This window comes from Brachybacterium phenoliresistens, assembly GCF_039530785.1.
GTDB classification, from domain to species: domain Bacteria; phylum Actinomycetota; class Actinomycetes; order Actinomycetales; family Dermabacteraceae; genus Brachybacterium; species Brachybacterium phenoliresistens.
Genome location: NZ_BAAAOW010000003.1, coordinates 231,751 through 251,952 on the forward strand (window position 1 = coordinate 231,751; position 20,202 = coordinate 251,952).

General features: G+C 74.4%; 21 protein-coding genes. 9 read left to right on the forward strand and 12 right to left on the reverse strand.

Annotated elements, in window-relative coordinates; translation table 11 throughout:
* Positions 1-54: 54 nt before the first annotated feature.
* On the reverse strand, positions 55-1,647 hold the full coding sequence (locus ABD234_RS08665) for a cell division protein PerM (RefSeq protein WP_051486604.1): 1,593 nt from the start codon (positions 1,645-1,647) through the stop codon (positions 55-57).
* Positions 1,648-1,818: 171 nt separating this feature from the next.
* Here ABD234_RS08665 and ABD234_RS08670 point away from each other — a divergent pair, with 171 nt between their 5' ends.
* Positions 1,819-3,117 carry an isochorismate synthase gene (locus tag ABD234_RS08670; RefSeq protein WP_038371294.1) on the forward strand — a complete coding sequence of 433 codons (1,299 nt, stop codon included), beginning with the start codon at positions 1,819-1,821 and terminating at the stop codon, positions 3,115-3,117.
* A gap of 27 nt (positions 3,118-3,144) precedes the next feature.
* Here ABD234_RS08670 and ABD234_RS08675 read toward each other — a convergent pair whose 3' ends face one another.
* The 3 genes from ABD234_RS08675 to ABD234_RS08685 form a co-directional block, all read right to left on the reverse strand.
* Positions 3,145-4,494 (reverse strand): S1C family serine protease, encoded by a 1,350-nt coding sequence (locus ABD234_RS08675; RefSeq protein ID WP_156954058.1) that lies wholly within the window; start codon positions 4,492-4,494, stop codon positions 3,145-3,147.
* Positions 4,494-6,332, reverse strand: a complete 1,839-nt coding sequence (gene menD / locus ABD234_RS08680; protein ID WP_084148312.1) for a 2-succinyl-5-enolpyruvyl-6-hydroxy-3-cyclohexene-1-carboxylic-acid synthase — start codon at positions 6,330-6,332, stop codon at positions 4,494-4,496. The genes ABD234_RS08675 and menD overlap by 1 nt, the downstream gene beginning before the upstream one ends.
* A 65-nt stretch (positions 6,333-6,397) precedes the next feature.
* Positions 6,398-7,381 carry an o-succinylbenzoate synthase gene (locus ABD234_RS08685; RefSeq protein ID WP_038371469.1) on the reverse strand — a complete coding sequence of 328 codons (984 nt, stop codon included), beginning with the start codon at positions 7,379-7,381 and terminating at the stop codon, positions 6,398-6,400.
* A 253-nt stretch (positions 7,382-7,634) separates the two neighbouring features.
* On the opposite strand from ABD234_RS08685, the gene nadE reads away from it, so the two are divergent.
* From nadE to ABD234_RS08705, 4 genes are read left to right on the forward strand one after another with little or no spacing between them, the layout of a single operon-like run.
* On the forward strand, positions 7,635-8,459 hold the full coding sequence (gene nadE / locus ABD234_RS08690) for an ammonia-dependent NAD(+) synthetase (RefSeq protein WP_038371292.1): 825 nt from the start codon (positions 7,635-7,637) through the stop codon (positions 8,457-8,459).
* 36 nt (positions 8,460-8,495) lie between these two features.
* Complete coding sequence (locus tag ABD234_RS08695) at positions 8,496-9,470, forward strand: 1,4-dihydroxy-2-naphthoyl-CoA synthase (RefSeq protein WP_038371290.1); 975 nt, start codon at positions 8,496-8,498, stop codon at positions 9,468-9,470.
* Entirely contained in the window at positions 9,467-10,804 is a 1,338-nt protein-coding gene (locus ABD234_RS08700) for an AMP-binding protein (RefSeq protein WP_038371288.1), read from the forward strand. Before ABD234_RS08695 ends, ABD234_RS08700 begins: the two co-directional genes overlap by 4 nt.
* Positions 10,805-10,833: 29 nt before the next feature.
* Positions 10,834-11,715 (forward strand): 1,4-dihydroxy-2-naphthoate polyprenyltransferase, encoded by an 882-nt coding sequence (locus ABD234_RS08705; protein ID WP_038371286.1) that lies wholly within the window; start codon positions 10,834-10,836, stop codon positions 11,713-11,715.
* On the opposite strand, the gene ABD234_RS08710 is transcribed toward ABD234_RS08705, so the two are convergent.
* Positions 11,683-11,997 (reverse strand): DUF4229 domain-containing protein, encoded by a 315-nt coding sequence (locus ABD234_RS08710; RefSeq protein WP_051486602.1) that lies wholly within the window; start codon positions 11,995-11,997, stop codon positions 11,683-11,685. The two genes, ABD234_RS08705 and ABD234_RS08710, sit on opposite strands and share 33 nt — an antisense overlap.
* A 71-nt stretch (positions 11,998-12,068) precedes the next feature.
* On the opposite strand from ABD234_RS08710, the gene ABD234_RS08715 reads away from it, so the two are divergent.
* Both ABD234_RS08715 and ABD234_RS08720 read left to right on the forward strand, forming a co-directional pair.
* On the forward strand, positions 12,069-12,818 hold the full coding sequence (locus ABD234_RS08715; RefSeq protein WP_051486601.1) for a GTP pyrophosphokinase: 750 nt from the start codon (positions 12,069-12,071) through the stop codon (positions 12,816-12,818).
* Between the two features lie 56 nt (positions 12,819-12,874).
* Positions 12,875-13,258 (forward strand): PLD nuclease N-terminal domain-containing protein, encoded by a 384-nt coding sequence (locus tag ABD234_RS08720; protein WP_038371284.1) that lies wholly within the window; start codon positions 12,875-12,877, stop codon positions 13,256-13,258.
* Between the two features lie 93 nt (positions 13,259-13,351).
* Here ABD234_RS08720 and ccsB read toward each other — a convergent pair whose 3' ends face one another.
* From ccsB to ABD234_RS08750, 6 genes are all read right to left on the reverse strand, one after another.
* On the reverse strand, positions 13,352-14,428 hold the full coding sequence (gene ccsB, locus ABD234_RS08725) for a c-type cytochrome biogenesis protein CcsB (protein WP_038371283.1): 1,077 nt from the start codon (positions 14,426-14,428) through the stop codon (positions 13,352-13,354).
* Entirely contained in the window at positions 14,422-16,128 is a 1,707-nt protein-coding gene (resB, locus tag ABD234_RS08730; protein ID WP_332248907.1) for a cytochrome c biogenesis protein ResB, read from the reverse strand. The genes ccsB and resB overlap by 7 nt, the downstream gene beginning before the upstream one ends.
* A gap of 26 nt (positions 16,129-16,154) precedes the next feature.
* Complete coding sequence (locus tag ABD234_RS08735; protein ID WP_198025365.1) at positions 16,155-16,970, reverse strand: cytochrome c biogenesis CcdA family protein; 816 nt, start codon at positions 16,968-16,970, stop codon at positions 16,155-16,157.
* A complete protein-coding gene (locus tag ABD234_RS08740) occupies positions 16,967-17,590 on the reverse strand; it encodes a TlpA family protein disulfide reductase (RefSeq protein ID WP_051486600.1) in 624 nt (207 codons plus the stop codon). Before ABD234_RS08740 ends, ABD234_RS08735 begins: the two co-directional genes overlap by 4 nt.
* On the reverse strand, positions 17,587-18,234 hold the full coding sequence (locus ABD234_RS08745; RefSeq protein WP_038371282.1) for a histidine phosphatase family protein: 648 nt from the start codon (positions 18,232-18,234) through the stop codon (positions 17,587-17,589). Before ABD234_RS08745 ends, ABD234_RS08740 begins: the two co-directional genes overlap by 4 nt.
* 67 nt (positions 18,235-18,301) lie before the next feature.
* Positions 18,302-18,871, reverse strand: a complete 570-nt coding sequence (locus ABD234_RS08750) for a MarR family winged helix-turn-helix transcriptional regulator (protein WP_232226214.1) — start codon at positions 18,869-18,871, stop codon at positions 18,302-18,304.
* Between the two features lie 123 nt (positions 18,872-18,994).
* Here ABD234_RS08750 and ABD234_RS08755 point away from each other — a divergent pair, with 123 nt between their 5' ends.
* A complete protein-coding gene (locus ABD234_RS08755) occupies positions 18,995-19,534 on the forward strand; it encodes a YceI family protein (RefSeq protein WP_038371281.1) in 540 nt (179 codons plus the stop codon).
* A gap of 116 nt (positions 19,535-19,650) precedes the next feature.
* A complete protein-coding gene (locus ABD234_RS08760; protein ID WP_038371280.1) occupies positions 19,651-19,950 on the forward strand; it encodes a glutaredoxin family protein in 300 nt (99 codons plus the stop codon).
* A 73-nt stretch (positions 19,951-20,023) separates the two neighbouring features.
* Here the strand turns inward: ABD234_RS08760 and ABD234_RS08765 are convergent, their stop codons facing one another.
* Positions 20,024-20,122, reverse strand: coding sequence for a 30S ribosomal protein bS22 (locus tag ABD234_RS08765; protein ID WP_003792170.1), 99 nt, complete (start codon positions 20,120-20,122; stop codon positions 20,024-20,026).
* Between the last annotated feature and the right edge of the window lie 80 nt (positions 20,123-20,202).

Genomic DNA, 20,202 nt, shown 5'->3' on the forward strand with positions numbered 1-20,202 from the left:
CCGCAGGCGCTGCGGGCGGGCCCTGCCTGTCCTCGGGGTCAGGAGATCACGAGGTCAGCGAGAACGGTCGTCCGACCACACGTCCACGTCCTCCTCCGCGCCGTCGCCCACGGGCGAGGCCGGCGCGGCATCAGCATCAGCATCAGCATCGGCATCGGCATCGGCATCAGCATCAGCAGGATCGTCGTCGCCCGCCGCCTCCGGTTCGGGCTCGTCCTCCGTCGTGCCTCGGCCTCCCAGCCCGATGCGGGACGCGAGGCGGGCGAGGCGGCCTCCGCCGGTCTCCGCCTCTCCGCCGGACGGCTCGCCGTCCTCCTCGGCGTCCTCCCCCGCGACGGCGGCCGCCGGAGCGGGCTCGGACGCGTCCGCATCGCCGCTCTCCTTCGCCTCGGCCGCCTCGACCCGCTCGCGCAGGCGCGCGACGCCGTCCTGCACCAGGGTGACCAGGCCGGTGGCGAGGACGCAGAGCACCAGCCCCGTCGAGGCGACCACGACGATCAGCAGCGGCAGCAGCAGGTCCTGCACCTGCGGCCCGAGATGCACGAGCCTGCCCTGACCGATCGACCCGGTGGAGAGCCCTGCCAGCAGCACCACGCCCACCATCACCACGGCCGGGTAGGCGACGTAGGCCGTGATCCGGTCGCGCAGGTCCTCGCTCTCGAGGTCGCGGACCAGCTGCACCGCACCGACGGCGACGATCGCGGCCGGCAGCACCACCAGCGCCCGGAGCGCCGGCGGCGCCGACCCCGGGTCGGGAAGCGCGCCCAGCAGCGGGAACAGCGGCATCACCCCGGTGTCGAATCCGCCCAGGTCCAGGCCGGTCCCGGTGCCCAGCGTCACCGAGCCTCCCAGCAGCACCGTCAGCGCCCACAGCGCCAGCAGCGGCAGCATCGCCAGCTGCAGCAGCGTCAGCACGAGCCCGCCCCACAGGCCCGCGTCGAGCTGCGCGAACAGGGCCGCGACGTTCCGGAACCGCAGCACCACCATGGCCATCAGGCCGAGCATGCCCAGCGCCGCGAGGCCCAGCAGCGCGATCGCGGAAGACCGGGCCACGGCATCCCAGGGGCGCGGGAACAGGTCGAGGATCCGCACGGCGGGCACGCCGTCGCGCTCCTCCCGGCGGATCGACAGGGCCAGCCCCGACAGCCCGCCGAGCACCGCGACCAGGGCGCCGGAGACCACCGCGGACGTCGCCACGGGATCCATCAGCTGGCCGCGTCCCAGCTCCGCGAGCACTCCCAGCCCGCCCGCATAGACCACGACGGCGGCGCCGAGCGCCGCCCCGGCATCGCGCAGACCGCGGGGCCGCAGCCCGCCGGTGTCCCCCACCAGCTGCAGTCGCCGGCCGGTGCGGAGCATCCCCGCAGCGCAGAGGGCCACGAACACCAGGGTCAGCCCGAGCGGCGTGAGGGTCAGCACCCCGTCGATCACGCCGGTGGACAGCACCGTCCCCCCGCCATGGCCGACGACCAGCACGTTCAGGGCGATGAGGACGGCGTCCAGCACGGTCATCGAGGAGCGCGAGGCCGCGAGCTGCGCGATCAGGGAGGGCACCAGGACGATCGCCACGGCGGAGCCGAGGGCCCCGAGCCCGGACGTCGCGCCGGCGATCATCGGGGAGACGCTGCGCTGGAGGGGATTGCTCACGGGAAGGACCGTCCTCGGGGTGGGAAGCGCTGGGACCTGGACCGCCCAGCCGGAGAGCGACCCCATCGTCGCACCCGCGACGCGCCCGGTCTGGGAGGTCCGTCTGTGTGCTGCGCCGCGACCGCCCCCGTCACGGCCCCGGCCCCAGCTCCCGGGCGCATAATGGCCAGGATGTCCACGATCCAGATCGCCACCGCCGACCAGGCGCGCGAGGTCACGCTGTCCGTGCGCACCCTCCGTCTCGAGGAGCACGTCGACCTCGGAGGCCATGTGCCCCGTGATGCCTCGGCGGCGTGGATCCACCACGGGCAGGGGATGGTCGCCCGGGGTGAGGCGGTGCGGATCGTCGCCTCGGGGCCGGGACGCTTCGCCGATGCCGGCGCGGCCTTCCGCGCGCTGGCCGACCGGGCCGTGGTCGACGACGAGGTGTCGGTGCGCGGCAGCGGTCTGGTGTCCTTCGGCACCTTCTCCTACGCCGACTCCTCCCCGCGGCCCTCGACGCTGACCATCCCCGCCGCGGTGCTGGGCAGCGTGGACGGGGAGGCGTTCCTCACGCTGATCGCAGCCTCGCGCCACCCCGACGCCCCGCCCGCGCTGCCGCCGGCCCGTGACTGGCGCGAGCTGTTCTCCGCCGTCCCCGACGGCCCGCGAGCGCGCATCGACCTGGACCCCGACCACGCCCCCGACGACTACCAGGGGCTCGTGGCACGGGCCGTCGCGCACATCCGCGCCGGGGACGCCGGGAAGATCGTCCTGTCGGAGTCCTCCACCGCCACCGCGGACGTGCCGCTGGAGCCCGCGGTGCTGCTGCGGCGCCTCACCCGGCGCTATCCCTCGACCTGGGTCTACCGGGTGGGCGATGTGATCGGCGCGAGCCCCGAGATGCTCGCGCAGACCGAGGGGGGACGGGTCTTCAGCCGGGTCCTGGCCGGGTCCCGTCCCGTCGCCGACGGCGAGGAGCTCGCCGAGCAGGACCGTCGCGCCTTCCGCTCCGACGCCAAGGAGCGCGAGGAGCACCGCTTCGCGATCGACTCCGTCACCGAGCGCCTCGCGGGCCTCGCCGAGGACGTCGCCGCCTCCCCCGAGCCGTTCGTGCTGCGCCTGCCCGGCATCGAGCATCTCGCCTCCGACGTCTCCGCGCGCCTGCGCGAGAACGTGACGAGCCTGGACGTGGCCGCCCGGCTGCACCCCTCCGCCGCGGTCTCCGGCACCCCGCGGGAGGCGGCCGATCGGATCATCGGCCAGCTCGAGCCGCGCGACCGCGGCGGCTACGCCTCCCCCGTGGGATGGATGGATGCCGCCGGCGACGGCCAGTGGGCGATCGCCCTACGCATGGCGCACCTCGTCGACGAGCGCACCGTGCGCCTGCAGGCCGGCGGCGGGCTGGTCGCCGCATCGGATCCCGTCACCGAGCACGCGGAGGTGCTCGCCAAGTACCGGCCGATGCTCTCCGCGCTGCGCGGAGCCTGAGCCCCGCAGCAGCGGCGCGCGTCCCGGTCAGTCCGCGGCGGTCAGGGTGACCTGGACCTCCCGCTCCTCGCCGTCGCGGAGGAAGCGCACCGTGTGCGTGGAGCCGACCTCGAGGCCGCGCACCACGCCGGTCAGGGCGGCGGCGCCGGTGATGGGCACGCCGTCGGCCTCGGTGATGAGATCCCCCTCGCGCAGCCCGGCCTCCTGCGCCGCCGAGCCGCGCTCGATCCCGACGATCTCCGCCCCGGTGGAGGTGACGTCCCCGGTGGTCGCGGAGCCGTCCCGGGCGGAGACGCCGAGGAAGGCGTGCCGGGCGGTGCCGGAGTCGATGAGCTGGTCGGCGATCAGGCGCACCGTGTTCGACGGGATCGCGAAGCCCAGTCCGATGCTCCCGGCCGTGCCGGACTCGTCCGTCGCCAGCCCTGCGATCGAGGAGTTGATCCCGATCACCTGGCCCTGGGCGTCCACCAGGGGGCCGCCCGAGTTGCCGGGGTTGATGGCGGCGTCGGTCTGCAGGGCGGAGGTGTAGGCGGCATCGGCCTCCGGCTGCTGAGGATCCCCGCCGGACTCGCTGGTGGTGGTCACCGGCCGGTCCACCGCCGAGATGATGCCGGTGGTCACCGTGTTCTCGAGGCCCAGCGGCGTGCCGACGGCCATCACCGCCTGGCCGACCACGACGCCGTCGGAGTCGCCGAGCTGGGCGGGCTGCAGGCCCTCGGGCGGGGAGTCCAGCCGGATCACGGCGATGTCCGTGGACGGGTCGGTGCCCACCACGCTCGCGGTGAGGATGCGGCCGTCGGTGAGGCTGACCAGGATCTGCCCGGCGCCGGCGACGACGTGGTTGTTGGTGATGATCGTGCCGTCCACGGAGTAGATCACCCCGGTGCCCTCGGCGGTTCCCGAGCCCGTGCTCACCTGGATCGCCACGGTGCTGGGCGAGACCGCGGAGGCGACGCTCTCCCAATCCGGGCCGCCCGAGGTGCTGGACACGGGCACGGAGGTCGTGGCCTGCTCGGTCGCGGCGGCGGTCGACGGCGCGGAGGCGCTCGGTCCGGCGAGCGAGGGAGAGAGGAGGGTGTCGTAGGCGACCACGCCGCCGAGCGTCGCCCCGGAGCTGAGCACGGCGCCGGCGAGCACGAGCCCGACCACGCCGCCCCACGTGGGGCCGCGTCGAGCCGGCGGCGCCGCGGCCGACGGCGCGAGCTCCGGCTGCGGGCCGAGGCCGTGCGGTCCCTCGGCCCCGAGCGGCGCGTCCGGGCCGTACCGCGACGGTGCGGCGGTGCTGTGCGGCGCGTCGGCGCCGGGGGCCCGGTCGTCGTCCGCGGAGCGCTGTCCCTGCGTGTTCGGGTTCTCGTCCCAGTTCCACATGCCTGGCATCACACCATCGCAACCCCAGCGTCCCCTTCGACGCAGCTGTGGCTCTGCTGTGCGACCAGCACCCTCCGTCCCGTCGACGCCCCGGCCGGCGCCGGGGCGGTCAGCAGCGCGGGCAGCTCCGAGGCCGCGACGGTGCGGGCCGTGACCCCGAGGGCCCGGGCGGCGGCGGCGATGTCCGTGCCATGGGGGGTGGTGAAGAACCGTCGCATCAGGTCCGCGGGGGCGGCGGCGTGCTCGAGACCGGTGAAGATCCGCCCGCCGCCGTCGTCGACGACCACCACGTCGAGATCCGGTACGGCCTCATCGGGGCCGATGACCAGCCCGGTCAGGTCGTGCAGGGCGGTGAGGTCGCCCATCAGCGCGCGCACCCGGCCCGGGGCGCCGCGGCGCGCGAGGGCGTACCCGGTGGCGGTGGAGATCATCCCGTCGATCCCGGCGAGACCGCGGTTGGCCACGACGGTGCCGCGCATCGGCCCGGCGTGCTGCTCGAGGTCGCGCACCAGGCTCGAGGAGCCCAGCACCAGCACATCCTGCGGCCCCGTCGCCTCCCAGACGGCGAGCGCCGCCCGCACCTGCCAGGGCAGCTCCACGGCGGGGGCGGCGGAGGCGGCCGATGCCTCCTGCCAGGTGGAGAGGTAGGTCTCACGGCCCTCGGGATGCGGGTCCCGGGCCTGCACCGCCGGCACGACCCGGCGGGCGCGGCGGGCGGCATCGGCCCAGCGGTCGGTGGGATCCACGACCAGGACGTCGACGTCCGCGGCGCCCAGCAGGGCGCCGAGGACGGGCCGGGACAGCGTGGGATGCCCCAGCACGATCGCCTGCCGCGGCCGCAGCGGATGGTCCGGCTCGGCCATGGCCTCGGCCAGCAGCCGCGGGTAGCCGGGGATCGCGCAGTCGCCGGAGCGGGCGCCGGAGCTGGGCTCGGCCAGCAGCGGGAGCCGATGGCGGCCGGCGAGCTCGAGGGCCGCCCCGCCGGCGCCGTCCCCGGCGACGACCACGGCGCGCTCGGCGAGCTCGACCGTCTCCGGACGGGGCGGGGCGGCCGGAGCCCTGCGGGTGAGGACGATGCGCTCGCGGGCCCCGTCGATCGGGCCGACGGCAGGGGCTGCGTCGGTGGCAGGGGCGGCGGCAGGGGCGGCGGCGGCAGGGGCGGCGGCGGAGGAGCCGGCGGCGCCGGGCACGGAGCCGCCGCGCGGGACGAGGGGGTCGCGCAGGCCGAGGTTCACGTGCACCGGCCCCGGGTCCGCGCCGGTGGCGATCGCGACCGCCCGGGCGAGGGTGCTCACGGCGGTGCGCAGCTCGACGGCGGTGGCCGCCTCCCGGGTCGGGGCAGGAAGGTCCGCCGACCAGCGCACCGCCTCGCCGTACAGGCCCGCCTGCCGGGTGGTCTGGTTCGCCCCGGTGTCGCGCAGCTCGGCCGGCCGGTCCGCGGTCAGCACGATCAGCGGCACCCGGGAGTGGTGGGCCTCGAGCACAGCGGCGTGCAGATGCGCGGTGGCGGTCCCCGAGGTCGTCGCGACCACGCCCGGATGCGCGGGATCCTGCCGCGAGATGCCCAGCGCGGTGAAGGCCGCCGCCCGCTCGTCGATGCGGACGTGCGCGCGGATCCGCGCCTGCACCTGCGGGTCGGCGAGCCCGTGGACCAGGGGCGCGGACCGCGACCCCGGGGCGAGCACCGCTTCGCGCACCCCCAGGGCCGCCAGCGCCCGCCAGATCGCGACCGCCTCGTCGACCGCCCCGGAGCCGGTGGGGGCGGGAGCATCGATCGAGGTCTCGGGCCACGGAGCGGCCCCGTCCGCGGGGTCGACGGCGTGCGGGGGCACGGAGGGCGAGGTCATAGGAGCCAGCGTAGTGCGCGCGGCGGGGCGTGCTCGGGCCGCGCGGCGCCGGCCCCGTGGGGCGCTCAGGCCGCGAGGCGGGCGGTGCACTCCTCGAGCCGGCGCTGCCACGACCGCGCCCGGACGGCCGATGCCGCGTGCCGCGCGAGCAGCTCCGGGTCGACCGCGGGCCGGGTCACGGGGATGCTGCCGGCCTCGGAGCGCAGTGTCTGCTCCGTGAGGTCCCCGGTGAGCAGGGAGGCGGTCGCCAGGCCGCAGGCCGAGGGCAGCTCGGGCAGGGCGGCGGCGAGGGCGATCCCGGCCCCGATGCCGACGCTGGACTCCAGGGCGCTGGAGACGACCACGGGGAGCCCGGCCTCCTGCGCCAGCTGCAGGCAGCGTCGCACCCCGCCGAGCGGCTGCACCTTCATCACCAGCAGGTCCGCGGCGCCGGCGCGGGCCACGCGCAGGGGGTCCTCCGCCCGGCGCACCAGCTCGTCGGCGGCCAGCGGCACGCCGACCCGGCGCCGCAGCGCGGCCATGTCCTCGAGCGAGGCGACGGGCTGCTCGACGTACTCGAGGCCGCCCGCGGCGCGGTCCAGGACGGGGATCGCGGCGAGCGCCTCCGGGAGGGTCCAGGCGGCGTTGGCGTCGATCCGGATCCGGGCGTCGGGGCCGAGCTCCTCGCGGACGGCGGCCAGCCGCTCGGCGTCCGCGTCCAGGCTCGTCCCGGGATCGGCGACCTTGACCTTGGCGGTGCGGGCGCCGAGGGAGGCGGCGATGCGGCGGGCCTGCTCCGGCGCCACCACGGGGATGGTCGCGTTGACGGGGACGCGCCCGCGCCGCGGAGCGGGCCGCTCGTGGAGGGCGTCCTCGAGGGCCGCGCGCAGCCACGCCGAGGACTCGCCGGCGTCGTAGTCGGCGAAGGGGGAGAACTCCGCCCACCCGGCCGGTCCGTGCAGCAGCACTCCCTCGCGCACCGTGATGCGCCGGAACCGCGTGGTCATGGGGATCGACCAGGCCGCCGCCCCGTCGATCCCGAGCGCGCGCAGGGCCGCGGGGACGCGCAGCCGCGAGGCCTCCGGGTCCGGGGCGGGAGCGGGGGCGGCATCGGCCGCAGCGCCGGGGCCGGGGGCTGGGACGGCACCGGGAGCGGGAGCGGGACACGGGGCGGAAGGGTCGCGATCAGGGGCGGGGTCGGTCACGACGCCACCCTACGGCCGGCCCGCCGGCCGCCGCCGGGAGAGGGCACGGAGAGGTCACGACGCCCGGGGACGCCGGCAGGTCCTCCCCGGTGCCGGGGAGGGGACGTAGTCTGGGCGCATGCGCGAGATCCAGCAGTCCATCATCGAGGAGATGGGCGTCAAGCCCGTCATCGACCCGGAGCAGGAGGTCCGCGACCGCGTCGACTTCCTCGTCCAGTACCTGCAGGCCACCGGATGCGGCGGCTTCGTCCTCGGCATCTCCGGCGGCGTCGACTCGACCCTCGCGGGTCGGCTCGCGCAGCTGGCCGTCGAGCGCCTGGCCGCCGAGGGCGTGGACAAGCAGTTCATCGCCGTGCGCCTGCCCTACGCCATCCAGCACGACGAGGCCGACGCCCAGGCCGCCATGGACTTCGTGGCCGCCAAGCGCGAGGTCACCTTCGACATCGCCCCCGCCACCGACGCCCTGGCCGAGCAGTTCCGTGCCGCGACCGGCACCGAGATCCGCGACTTCGACAAGGGCAACGTCAAGGCGCGCATGCGCATGGTCGCCCAGTACGCGCTCGCCGGCGCGCAGAACCTCCTCGTGCTCGGCACGGACCACGCCGCCGAGTCCACCACCGGCTTCTTCACCAAGTTCGGCGACGGCGGGGCGGACGTGCTGCCGCTGTTCGGCCTGGACAAGGGTCAGGTGCGCGCCCTGCTCGAGCACCTCGGCGCCCCCGAGGCCCTGTGGAAGAAAGTCCCCACGGCGGATCTGCTCGACGGCATCCCCGGCCGCACCGACGAGGACGAGCTCGGCATCACCTACGACGACATCGACGCCTACCTCCAGGGCGAGGAGATCGACGAGGAGGTCGCCGCCTCCCTCGAGCGCCGCCACCGCCTCACCCGCCACAAGCGGACCACGCCCGTGACGATCTTCGACACCTGGTGGAAGAGCTGATCCGAGCGCTCCGCGGCGCGGCGATACCCTGAGCCCATGCCCGCAGATCCGCTCCCGCTCCCCGCCCAGGTCTCCGACGTGTTCGACCCCGCCCGCTGGCGGGACATCGGCGAGCAGGAGCTGGGCGGGCCGCCGCTGCACGATGTGACCTACCACCGCGCCGTCGACCGCTCCGACCCCTCCGCCCCGCGCGACCTGCCCTGCGTGCGGATCGCCTTCGACCGGCCCGAGGTGCGCAACGCCTTCCGCCCCGGCACCGTCGACGAGCTGTACCGGGCGCTGGACCACGCCCGCCTGGACACGGGGGTCGGCGTGATCCTGCTGACCGGCAACGGCCCCTCCCCCAAGGACGGCGTGCACGCCTTCTGCTCGGGCGGCGACCAGCGCATCCGCGGCCGCGCCGGCTACGAGTACACCGAGCAGGAGGATTCCGCCGAGGCCCGCTCCGGCAGCGCGGGCCGCCTGCACATCCTCGAGGTGCAGCGCCTGATCCGCACGATGGGCAAGGTCGTCATCGCGGTCGTCAACGGCTGGGCCGCCGGCGGCGGGCACTCGCTGCACGTGGTCGCCGACCTGTCGATCGCCTCCGCCGAGCATGCGCGGTTCAAGCAGACCGATGCGAACGTCGGCTCCTTCGACGGCGGCTACGGCTCCGCCTATCTCGCCAAGCAGGTCGGGCAGAAGCGGGCCCGCGAGATCTTCTTCCTCGCCGAGGAGTACTCCGCCCAGCAGGCCTGCGACTGGGGCGCCGTGAACCGCGTGGTCCCCCACGCCCGCCTGGAGGAGGAGGCGCTGGCGATGGCCGCGACCATCGCCACCAAGTCCCCGCAGGCGATCCGCATGCTGAAGTTCGCCTTCAACCTCGCCGACGACGGGCTGATGGGCCAGCAGGTCTTCGCCGGGGAGGCGACCCGCCTGGCCTACATGACCGACGAGGCCGTCGAGGGGCGCGACGCCTTCCTCGAGCGCCGCGACCCCGACTGGTCCGCCTTCCCGCACCCCCAGGGATGAGCGGCGCCGCGACCCCTGCCGCCTGGCTGCGGCCCGCCCCGTGGGACGGCACCGCGGCATCCCTCGCCGAGCATGTGCGCGCCATCGGCGCCGTGATGGACGGCTCGGCCCGGCTGTGGCTGGGTCCCTTCGCCCCGCCCGCACGGCTGCCGGAAGGCTTCGAGGAGACGGCCCTGGTGGTGCCCACCTCCGGGTCGACCGGCACGGCCAAGGCGGTGGCCCTGAGCCGCCGGGCCCTGCTCGCCTCCCAGGATGCGACCGCCGCGCTGCTCGGCGCGACCGCGGCGCCTCCGGCCGCGGCCGAGGCGCACGGCCACGGCTTCTGGCTGCCGCTGCTGCCGCCCACCCACATCGCGGGCGTGCAGGTGATCGCCCGGGCGCATCGGACCCGACGGCTGCACGGCCTGGACCGGCCCGCCCTGCCGCAGCCGCTGCCGGATCTGTCCGCCGGCTTCGACGCGGAGCTGTTCGCGCGGCTCGCCGCGCCCGCGCTCGCGCAGGCCGAGGAGGCCGGCCTGCCGGCCCTCACCTCGCTGGTGCCCACCCAGCTGGGACGGGTCCTCGCCGACGACCGTGCCACCGCGCTGCTGTCCCGCTTCGCCGCGGTGCTGGTCGGCGGCGCCGCGACCGCCCCGTCCCTGCTCGCCGCCGCCCGGGAGGCCGGGGTGGCGGTGCGCACCACCTACGGCTCCTCCGAGACGGCCGGGGGCTGCGTGTACGACGGCGTGCCGCTGCCGGGGGTCGAGCTCTCCCTCGCCGACGACGGCACCGGCCGCCTCCGGATCCGGGGGCCGATGCTGGCCCTGGGCTACCTGCGCCCGGACGGCACGGGCGACGGGGCCGGCGTCCTCCACGAGGACGCCCCTGCCCGCCCGGCGGCTCCCGAGGAGTCCGCCGCGTCCGCGGAGCCCCTGCCGGCGCGCCGCGTGCTCACCACGAGCGACCTCGCCCGCCTCGACGGCAGCCGCCTGCGCATCCTGGGGCGGGCCGACGACGTCATCATCACCGGGGGCCGCAAGGTGCTGCCGCAGGACGTCGAGTCCGTCGTGCTCCGCGACCCCGAGCTCGCGCCGCTCGTGCGCGCGGTGGTCGTGGTGGGCGTGGAGGATCCCGAATGGGGGCAGCGACTGGAGGCGCTCGTCGTCCCCGCGGGCGCCGAGGGCGATCCGGCCGCCCTGCCCGCCCGGATCCGCGCCGTGCTGCGCGGGGGTCCGCTGCCCGCCCATGCCGTGCCCAAGACGGTGCACCTGGTCCCGGAGCTCCCGCTGCGGGGCATCGGTAAGATCGACCGGGCCGCCGCCCGCGAGATCGCGCAGGCGTCCTCGCGGTCCTGAACCGCTTCCCCTCCATCGAAAGGTCTGCCGTGGCCACCCTCCAGCAGTGGGTGCAGGGCGCCCGTCCCCGCACCCTGCCCGCCGCCCTCTCCCCCGTCGCCGCCGGTACCGGGGCCTCGATCTGGGTGACCGGGCTGTACTGGGAGCACGTGATCCCTCGCGCCCTGCTGGCGCTGGGCGTGGCCGTGGCGCTGCAGATCGGCGTGAACTACGCCAACGACTACTCCGACGGGATCCGCGGCACGGACGACGACCGGGTGGGCCCGTTCCGCCTGGTCGGCTCCGGGGCCGCGGAGCCGGCCGCGGTGAAGCGGGCGGCGCTGCTCTCCCTCGCCGTCGGGGCCGTGCTCGGGCTGGTGCTCGTGGCGATCTCCGGCATCTGGTGGACGCTGGTCCTGGGGGCCGCGGCGATCGCCGCCGCCTGGTTCTACACCGGCGGGAAGCGGCCCTACGGGTACCTCGGCCTCGGCGAGGTGTTCGTGTTCGTGTTCTTCGGCCTGGTGGCCGTCGCCGGCACCGTCTACGCGATCACCGGCGCGGTGAGCTGGGTGGCGGTCCTGGTGGCCTGCGCGATCGGTCTGCTGGCCGTCGCGATCATGCTCACCAACAACCTCCGCGACATCCCCACCGACCGCGGATCCGGGAAGCGGACCCTCGCGGTGCGCCTCGGGGACCGCGGCACCCGGATCCTGTTCGCCGGGGTCACGCTCATGCCCTTCGTCCTGATGATCCCGGTGATGGTCGCGGTCCCGTGGACGGCGCTGGTGCTGCTCGCGCTGCCCCTGGCGATCCTGCCGGCCCGCGTGGTGCTGCGCGGCGCCGCCGGACGGGCCCTCATCCCCGTGCTCGGCGCGACCGGGCGCCTCGAGCTGGTGTTCTCAGTCCTGCTTCTGCTGGGGTTCGTCCTCTGAGCCGTCCGGGTCCCCGGTCGAGTCCAGCAGGGCGTCCTCCTCGGCGGCGTCCTCGTCCGGCGCCTCCCCGGAGCGGCGCTCCCGGCGGGCCTCATCGGCCGCCTTCCAGCGCTGGGCGGCGCCCTCGCGCGGACCGCGCAGCAGCAGGATCGACAGCAGCATCGCGATCAGCGCGGCCAGCGCGCCGGCGAGCAGATAGTGCATCCCCGCGTAGATGAGCGCGACCCACACGAGCAGGAAGATGCCCAGGCGCAGCACCGAGTAGAGCAGGACGTCTCGCATCGGGCCAGGGTAGCGGTGCCGCCTGGGACGCGCCCAGCACGCTCCCCGGCCCGGAGGGCACAATCGCCCCCATGAGTCTCGTGCCCTCGCAGCTGTCCGCCCGCGCCGTCGACGCGGTCCGTGCCCTGGCGGGCCGGGACGCCGAGGGCGAGGATCTCGACGAGATGCTCAAGCAGATCCAGCGCACCTTCGTCACCTTCCGCCTCGAGTACAAGTTCGGGCTGGACGAGATCACCACGAAGGTCGGGATCCTGCGCGAGCAGTTCGACCTGACCTACGACCACTCCCCCATCGAGCACGTCAAGACGCGACTGAAGTCGGTGGACTCGATGATCGAGAAGACCGTCCGCAAGAACTGCGAGCCGACGCTCGAGGCGATCCGCGCGAACATCCTCGACATCGCGGGGATGCGTGTGACCTGCCCGTACGTCGAGGACGTGTATCTCGTGGCCGATGCCCTGCGCCGGCAGGGCGATCTCACCCTGCTGCAGGTCAAGGACTACATCGCCGAGCCCAAGCCCAACGGCTACCGCTCGCTGCACCTCGTCGTCGAGGTGCCGGTGTTCCTGGCCGACCGCACCGTCCAGGTCCCGGTGGAGATCCAGATCCGCACCATCGCGATGGACTTCTGGGCCAGCGCCGAGCACGAGCTGCGCTACAAGTTCGCCGGGGACGTGCCGCCGGAGCTCTCGCGCACCATGAGCGAGATCGCCGGCACCGCCCGCAGCCTCGACGAGCAGATGACGGCGCTGCGCGCGGAGCTCGCCCCGCCCTCGCCGCGGCCGGGCCCCGACCAGGAGGACCGCTCCCGCGATCGCTGAGCGGACCGGGACCTCCCGCCGTCACCGACCGGTCCTGCGGCGCCTACACTCGAAGCATGCCCCGCGCGATCCTCGCCCTCGTCTCCATCGCCCTGTCGATCTTCGCCCTCGCGGACTGCATCCAGACGACGGACGATCGCGTGCGCGGCATCCCGAAATGGGCGTGGATCGTGCTGATCGTCATCATCCCGTGGATCGGTCCGATCACCTGGCTGCTGGTCGGCACGGACCGGTCCGGACCGGCCGGGGCGGGGCGTCCCGGCCGTCCGCGCCGCGAGGGGCCGATGGCCCCCGACGACGACCCGGAGTTCCTGCGCAGCCTGGACGAGCAGATCCGCCGGGAGCGCCGCGAGCGCGAGAAGGGCTCAGGAGCGGGCGAGGACGGCGACGGCGGGAGCACGCCGTCCGGCGAGGACGGCGAACCGCGCAGCACCTCCTGACCGCCGGCGGCGCGCCCGTCGGCGTCCTGCAGCGGCCCCGGGGACGGCGCCGGTCACAGACCCGAGCAGCCGGTCACGGAGTCGAGCAGCCGGTCACAGACCCGAGTACGAGTGCAGACCGTTGATGACCGTGTTGACGACGGTGTAGTTGAAGATGACGCAGACGAAGCCGGCCAGGGCGAACCAGGCGGCCTTGTTGCCGCGGAAGCCGCGGGTCGCCCGGGCGTGCAGGTAGCAGGCGTAGACGACCCAGGTGATGAAGGTCCACACCTCCTTGGGATCCCAGTTCCAGAAGCGGCCCCACGCCTGGTTGGCCCAGATCGCGCCGAAGATCAGGGTGAAGGTCCAGCCGACGAAGGCGACCGCGTGGATGCGGTAGCTGAGGGCCTCGAGGGGCTTGGCCCCGGGCAGCCGGTCCAGCACCGAGCCGACACGGCCCCAGACCGGGGCACCGGCGCCCGCGTCCTGGCCCTCGGCCTGCGCGGCCGGGGCATCGGACGCCCCCGCGGCCCCCAGCCCGGCGCGCGCCGCCTCGTAGCGGGACTGGATCAGCTGCAGCACGGCGACGAGCGCGCCGAGGCCGAACAGGCCGCTGGACAGCACCGCGATGATCACGTGGATGACCAGCCAGTGGGAGTTCTGCAGGCTCGGGGTGAGGGTGGCGGCCGGGACGATCCAGAAGGTCTGTGCGACGAGCATGACGATCAGGACCGGCAGGATCACGAAGGTACCCAGCAGGCGCAGGTCCCCGCGGCGGATCGAGAAGATGAGGAACATGAGCACGACGACCGCGGCGCCGCTCATGGAGAACTCGTACATGTTCGCCCACGGCACGCGCTGGGTGACGACCCCGCGCAGCACGATGCCGGCCAGGTGCAGCAGCACCGCGACGCCCGTCATGCCGTAGGCGAAGGTCAGCGCGCTCATCGTGCGCGGCGCCGGGGCGCCGCCCCCGTCCCCTGCTCCGGCCGACGGGAAGACCCCGCCGCCGGCCTCCGGGACCGCTGCCGACGCGGCCCCGACCAGCTGCTTCTGCGCGAGGCGCTGATCGCTGCGGCGCTGCGAGGCGGCCGCGAGATCCGCGGAGAATCCGATGAGACCGAGGATGTACACCACGATCGCGACGACGATCAGGAGGTTGGACACCTCCGCGAGCTGCTCGTTCACGATTTCCTGCTCCTTGACGTGGGCGCCGGCGGCGCGGGGGCGGCGAGGCGTGCGGCGAGTTCGCGCACGTCCTCATCCAGTCGGGGGTCCTCGCTGCGTGCGAGGCCGGCCACCTCCAGGATCGCACCATCGGCGTCCGGTCTCACCCGCACCCACACACGGCGGCGCGGCACGAACAGCGACAGGATCAGCCCGCCGGCGGCGGACAGCGCCATCACCAGCGTGAACTTCTGGAAGGGGTCGTGCTTGATGTCGAAGGCCGCGTAGCGGCGCACGCCGTCGAAGGACAGCGTCGAGCCGTCCTCGAGGGCGTACTCCTGGCCCGGGTACAGGCGGATCAGCACGGGGCTGCCGTCCTCGCCCGTCACGGGCTCGAGGCTGGAGACGTCGATCTGGTAGGCGTTCTGCGGGACCCCGGCATCCAGCCCGAGGTCGCCGGTGTACACCGTCAGCGCGAGCTGCGGGTCGATCAGGGCGGGGAACTGGGAATGGGGCCCGGACTCGTCGATCTCCCCGGTGGGCAGGAAGAACCCGACCACGGCCATCTGCTCGGGCTGGGCGTCGGGCGCCTTGAGGACGAGCTGGCTGGTGTAGCCCATGTCGCCCATCGGGATCGTGATCAGCGGCCCTTCGGCGACCACGGCGCCCTCGGCGTCGCGCAGCGTGATCTCCGGGGCGTAGCCGTTGCCCAGCAGGTACAGGCTCGCGCCGGGGACCTCGAGCGGCTGGTTCACCCGCACGGTCTGCTCCGCGGTGCCCGTGTCCGGCGTGGTCACGGTCATGTCGGCCTCGAACAGGGTGGGCTGGCCGAACTGGTGCTCGTTGGTGCTGGTGGAGTACTCGGCGCGGAACTCGTCCAGGGTGAAGCGGAACTCGGGCAGGTGCGAGGCATCGAACCAGGGCCCCGGGTCGAAGGAGTCGTACTGGGTGAGGGAGTTGGAGAACCCCTCCCCCTCGACCACGGTGATCTGCCCGCGGTACTGGGTCAGGTGCCCGCCCGCCACGCCGATCAGGACGCCCAGCAGCGCGATGTGGAAGATCAGGTTGCCGGTCTCGCGCAGGTAGCCGCGCTCCGAGCTCACCGACCGCGCGCGCTTCTCCTCCTGCACGACGGTCCGGTAGCGGCGCCCGCGCAGATCCGCCCGGGCGCGCTCGACGAGCTCGTCGGCATCGACCCCGGGCAGCTGCACCCGGGTATGGCCGACGAAGCGGCCCAGCTTCGCCGGGGTGCGCGGCGGCGCGGCGCGCAGGTGGCGCAGGTGGACCAGGGCCCGCGGGATCACGCATCCGATGAGCGAGATGAACAGCAGCAGGTAGATCGCGCTGAACCACGGCGAGGAGTACACGTCGAACAGGCCCAGGGTGTCCAGGATCTCGGCGAGCTTGCCGTTCTCGGCCAGGTAGGCCTCGGTCTCGCCGGGGTTGACGTTGCGCTGGGGGTACAGCGACCCGGGCACGGCGGCGATCGCGAGCAGCATGAGCAGCACCAGGGCCGTCTGCATGCTCGTGAGCTGCCGCCACAGGAACAGCGCCGTGCCGCGCAGGCCGAGCTTCGGCATCGCCGGCGGGGCGTCGCGGCCCGAGGTGAAGTCCTCTGCCGCTCCGGCCCGGCCGGGACCCGGGGTCCTCGCCCGGGCGGTCTGCTCGCCGCCGTCCGGGCCGCGCTCCGCGGCCGCGTCCTGGTCCTCGCTCTGCGTTCCCACCGTCGTCCCGTCCTCCTGCGCGTCCATCACACCACCGGCTCGAACCCGGCGATGGCGACCTGCAGGGTCGACATCCATGTGCTCCACTGCCCCGTCAGCAGCAGCACCCCGATCGCGATCAGCAGGGCGGCGCTGACCAGGCCGATGGACCGGCGGTGGCGCGCCAGGGCGCGGCTGGCGCCGAGCGCCCGCTGGAACAGCAGGGCGAACAGCACGAAGGGGATCCCCAGGCCCAGCGAGTACGCCAGCGCCAGCACGGCGCCGCGCAGCGCGGAGCCGCCGTCGAGGCTGAGGGCGACCACGGCCGCGTAGGTCGGGCCGATGCACGGCGTCCAGGACAGCCCGAAGACGATGCCCATCAGCGGCGCGCCCCACAGCCCCGCATCGGGCCGGCGGGAGATCCGCTTCTGCGCGGTGAGGGAGGGGAAGACGCCGAGGAAGACCAGTCCCATGAGGATCACCAGCACGCCGCTGACGCGGTTGACCCACACCTGGTGGGCCTGCAGCAGGTGGCCCAGGGCCCCGACGAAGCCGCCGAGGGCCATGAACACCGCCGCGAACCCGGCGACGAACAGGAGGCTGCCCAGGAGCATGCGGGAGGGGTCGGGGCGCGCCGTGGCGCTCGGCCCGGCGACGGCGCCGACCTTCCCGGACCCGCCGGAGCCGGCGACGCCCTGGGTGCCCAGGCCCGAGACGTAGCCCAGGTAGCCGGGGACGACGGGCAGCACGCAGGGCGAGAGGAAGGCGACCAGGCCCGCGGCGGCGGCCACGGCGATCGCCAGCCACAGCGATCCGCCGAGGACCGTCGCCCCGAAGGCCTCTCCGATGGTGTCCAGCCTCATTCGGCCAGGACCGTGTCGATCATGGTGCGCAGCACCGAGGGGTCCGCGGCTCCGGAGATGCGGGCCGCCACGCGGCCCTCGACGTCGATCACGAGGGTCGAGGGCACGGCGTTGGGGGCCACGGAGCCGCGCAGCGCGTACAGGATCGTCGCGTCGAGGTCCGGGAGGGAGGGGTAGGGGATCTGGTACTTCTCCTCGAAGGCCTGCGCGGGCCCGGCCTCGTCGCGCACGTTCACGCCGAGGAAGCGCACGCCCTGGTCGGCGTACTCCTCGGCGATGGCCTTGAGGTCGGGCGCCTCGGCGCGGCACGGAGGGCAGGAGGCGTACCAGACGTTCAGCACGAGCACCTCGCCGCGGGCGTCGACGCTGGAGAACGCCTCGCCGTCGTAGGTGGTGCCGGAGAACTCCAGGGGCTCGCCGCGCTCGTCGGCGGGGATCTCCGCGGTCACGCCGTCCCCGGCGACGTAGCCGGAGTCGTAGCGGCCGGAGGTGTCGGTGCCGCAGGCGGCCAGCAGCAGGGCCCCGCCGGCGGCGCCCGCCGCGGACAGCGCGGTGCGGCGGGTGATCGCGGGGCTGCCGGAGCGCGCGAGGCGCAGGCTGCGGGAGGGGCGCGCGCTCATGCGAGCTTCCCGCCGGTGGCGTCGACGGCCCCGTCCAGCAGCGCGGCCGCGGGCTCGGCGTAGCTCACCTCGGACAGGTGCGGGCCGACGAAGTGCAGGCTGGTCACGGAGCACAGGCTGCACTCGCGGCGGCCCGGGTGGTGCCACAGCGGCCTGCCCTCGGCGCTGCGGCGGATCAGCCAGATCGGCAGCTGGTGCAGGACGAGCACGGCCTCGCGCCCCTCGGCGCGGTCCCGGGCGTCGTGGATGCTCTCCATCACCCGGGCGACCTGGTCGCGGAAGGGCTCGCCCCAGGAAGGGCGGAAGGGGTTGGCGAAGTGGCGCCAGTTGCGGGGGTCCTGGAACCGCGCCGCGCCGTGGCCCATGCGGTGTCCCTCGAAGACGTTGCCGGACTCGATGAGGCGCTGGTCGGCCTCGACGGGGAGATCATGGGCGGCGGCGATGGGGGCGGCCGTCTGCTGCGCCCGCAGCAGCGGGGAGGCGCGCACGAGGGCGACGTCCGCCGGAGCGAGGTGCTCCCCCACGCGCTGCGCCATCTGCTGGCCGCGATCGGACAGGCGGTACCCGGGGAGCCGTCCGTACAGGACCTTCTCCGGGTTGTGCACCTCGCCGTGGCGGACCAGGTGGACGGTCGTCGTGCTCATGCGCCTGTGCTCCTCATCGGCAGGGCTCCTCGACTGCTTCGGGGCCGGCTCACGGTACCAAGCGGAGCTAGGAATTCTCTGGCGGGGTGCCGAGCCTCACGGGAGCCCCCTCCGGAAGGGTCTTGGCGAAGATCCGGCCCAGCTCGAGGAGGTCCTCGCGGCCGATGACGTCGACCAGGTGCGCGCGCACGGACGCGACGTGCACCGGGGCGGCGCTGCGCAGCAGATCCATGCCCGCGTCGGTCAGCCGCGCCTCCCGCCCGCGGCCGTCGGCCACGCAGCGCACCCGCTCGACGATGCCGCGCTTCTCGAGCCGCGCGACCGTGTGGGTGAGGCGGCTGCGGGAGTGGACGACCTGGTCGGCGAGGTCGGACATGCGGATGCGGCGCTCGGGCGCCTCGGACAGCCGGACGAGGATCTCGTACTCGCCCATCGTCAGGTCGATCCGCGGGTCCTGCTCGAGGGCGTCCCCGAGCCGCTCCCACAGGAGGTTGACGCCGTACAGGAAGCCGCGCCAGGCGACCTGCTCCTCGGCGCTGAGCCACCGGGGCTCCTGCTGCTCGCGCGCGCCCTGGCCGTCGGGGGCACCCTGCCCCTCGGCCGCGCCATGTCCTACCATCGCGTCTGTGGTCGCCATCACATCCCACCCTTCATCCCGGACCGACCGTTGCATCGGGCCGATTTATAGTTTAGCTTTCAAGCAACGGCTTGGCGAGTCCGCTGGGCCACCCGATCCGCACCATCATCGAAGGAGCATCCCATGACTGCATTCGACGGACTCACCCCCGGCACCTGGACCCTGGACCCCGCCCACACCGCGGCGGGCTTCACCGTGCGCCACGCCGGCATCTCCAAGGCCCGCGGCCAGTTCGGCGAGGTCGAGGGCACCCTCGTCGTCGGCGAGGGCGCCTCCGAGCTGCGCTTCGAGGCCGTGCTGAAGGTCGCCTCGATCACCACCGGCAACCCCGATCGCGACAACCACCTGCGCTCGGCCGACTTCTTCGACGCCGAGACCTTCCCCGAGATCCGCTTCGTCTCCACCGAGGTCCGCGGCGACTCGCTGGTGGGCGACCTGACCATCCGCGACGTGACCAAGTCCGTGACCCTGGACTTCTCCTACGAGGGCACCGCGACCGATCCCTTCGGCACCTACCGCGCGGGCTTCACCGGCGAGACCAAGATCTCCCGCAAGGAGTTCGGCCTGACCTGGAACGCCGCCCTCGAGGCCGGCGGAGTGCTGGTCTCCGACGAGGTGCGCATCTCCATCGAGTCCGAGTTCGTGGCGCCGACGGCCGCCTGAGTCCTCGCCGACCGCGCGCCCGACGGCGCGAGAAGGCCCCGGGAGCACATGCTCCCGGGGCCTTCTCGCGTCCGCGCGCCCCGCTCGCGCCGGCCGGACGCGGGTACCCTGCCGAGGTGAGCACCCCGACCCCTCCCCCTGCCCGGACCGACGCCCGCGTGCTGTACCTGACGCGCGCAGGATGCCACCTGTGCGAGGTCGCCCTGCCGCGGGTCCAGCAGGAGGCCCGCCGCGCCGGCACCACGGTCGAGGTCCGCGACATCGACGCGGAGGGCGAGCTCACGGCGGACTGGAACGATCATGTGCCGGTCGTCGTCGTCGACGGAGCCGTGCACGCGCGCTACGAGGTCGACGCCGCCGCGCTGCGCGCGGCGCTGGCCCCGCGCCCCTTCTGGAGGCGCTGGCTGGGGCGCTGAGGGCCTGCGGCGCCGCGGCCCGCCCCGGATGCACGAGGCCCCCGGTCGGCGGTGCCGTCCCGGGGGCTCGAGGTCACTTCTTGTTGCGACGCTGGTGGCGCGTCTTGCGAAGCAGCTTGCGGTGCTTCTTCTTCGCCATGCGCTTGCGACGCTTCTTGATGACAGAACCCATCGATGCCTCAGTTCTGCAGGCACGGTGCCTGCCTATGGTGCTGATCGGACGCACGCTGCCGAAGCCCGTGCCACAGTCGA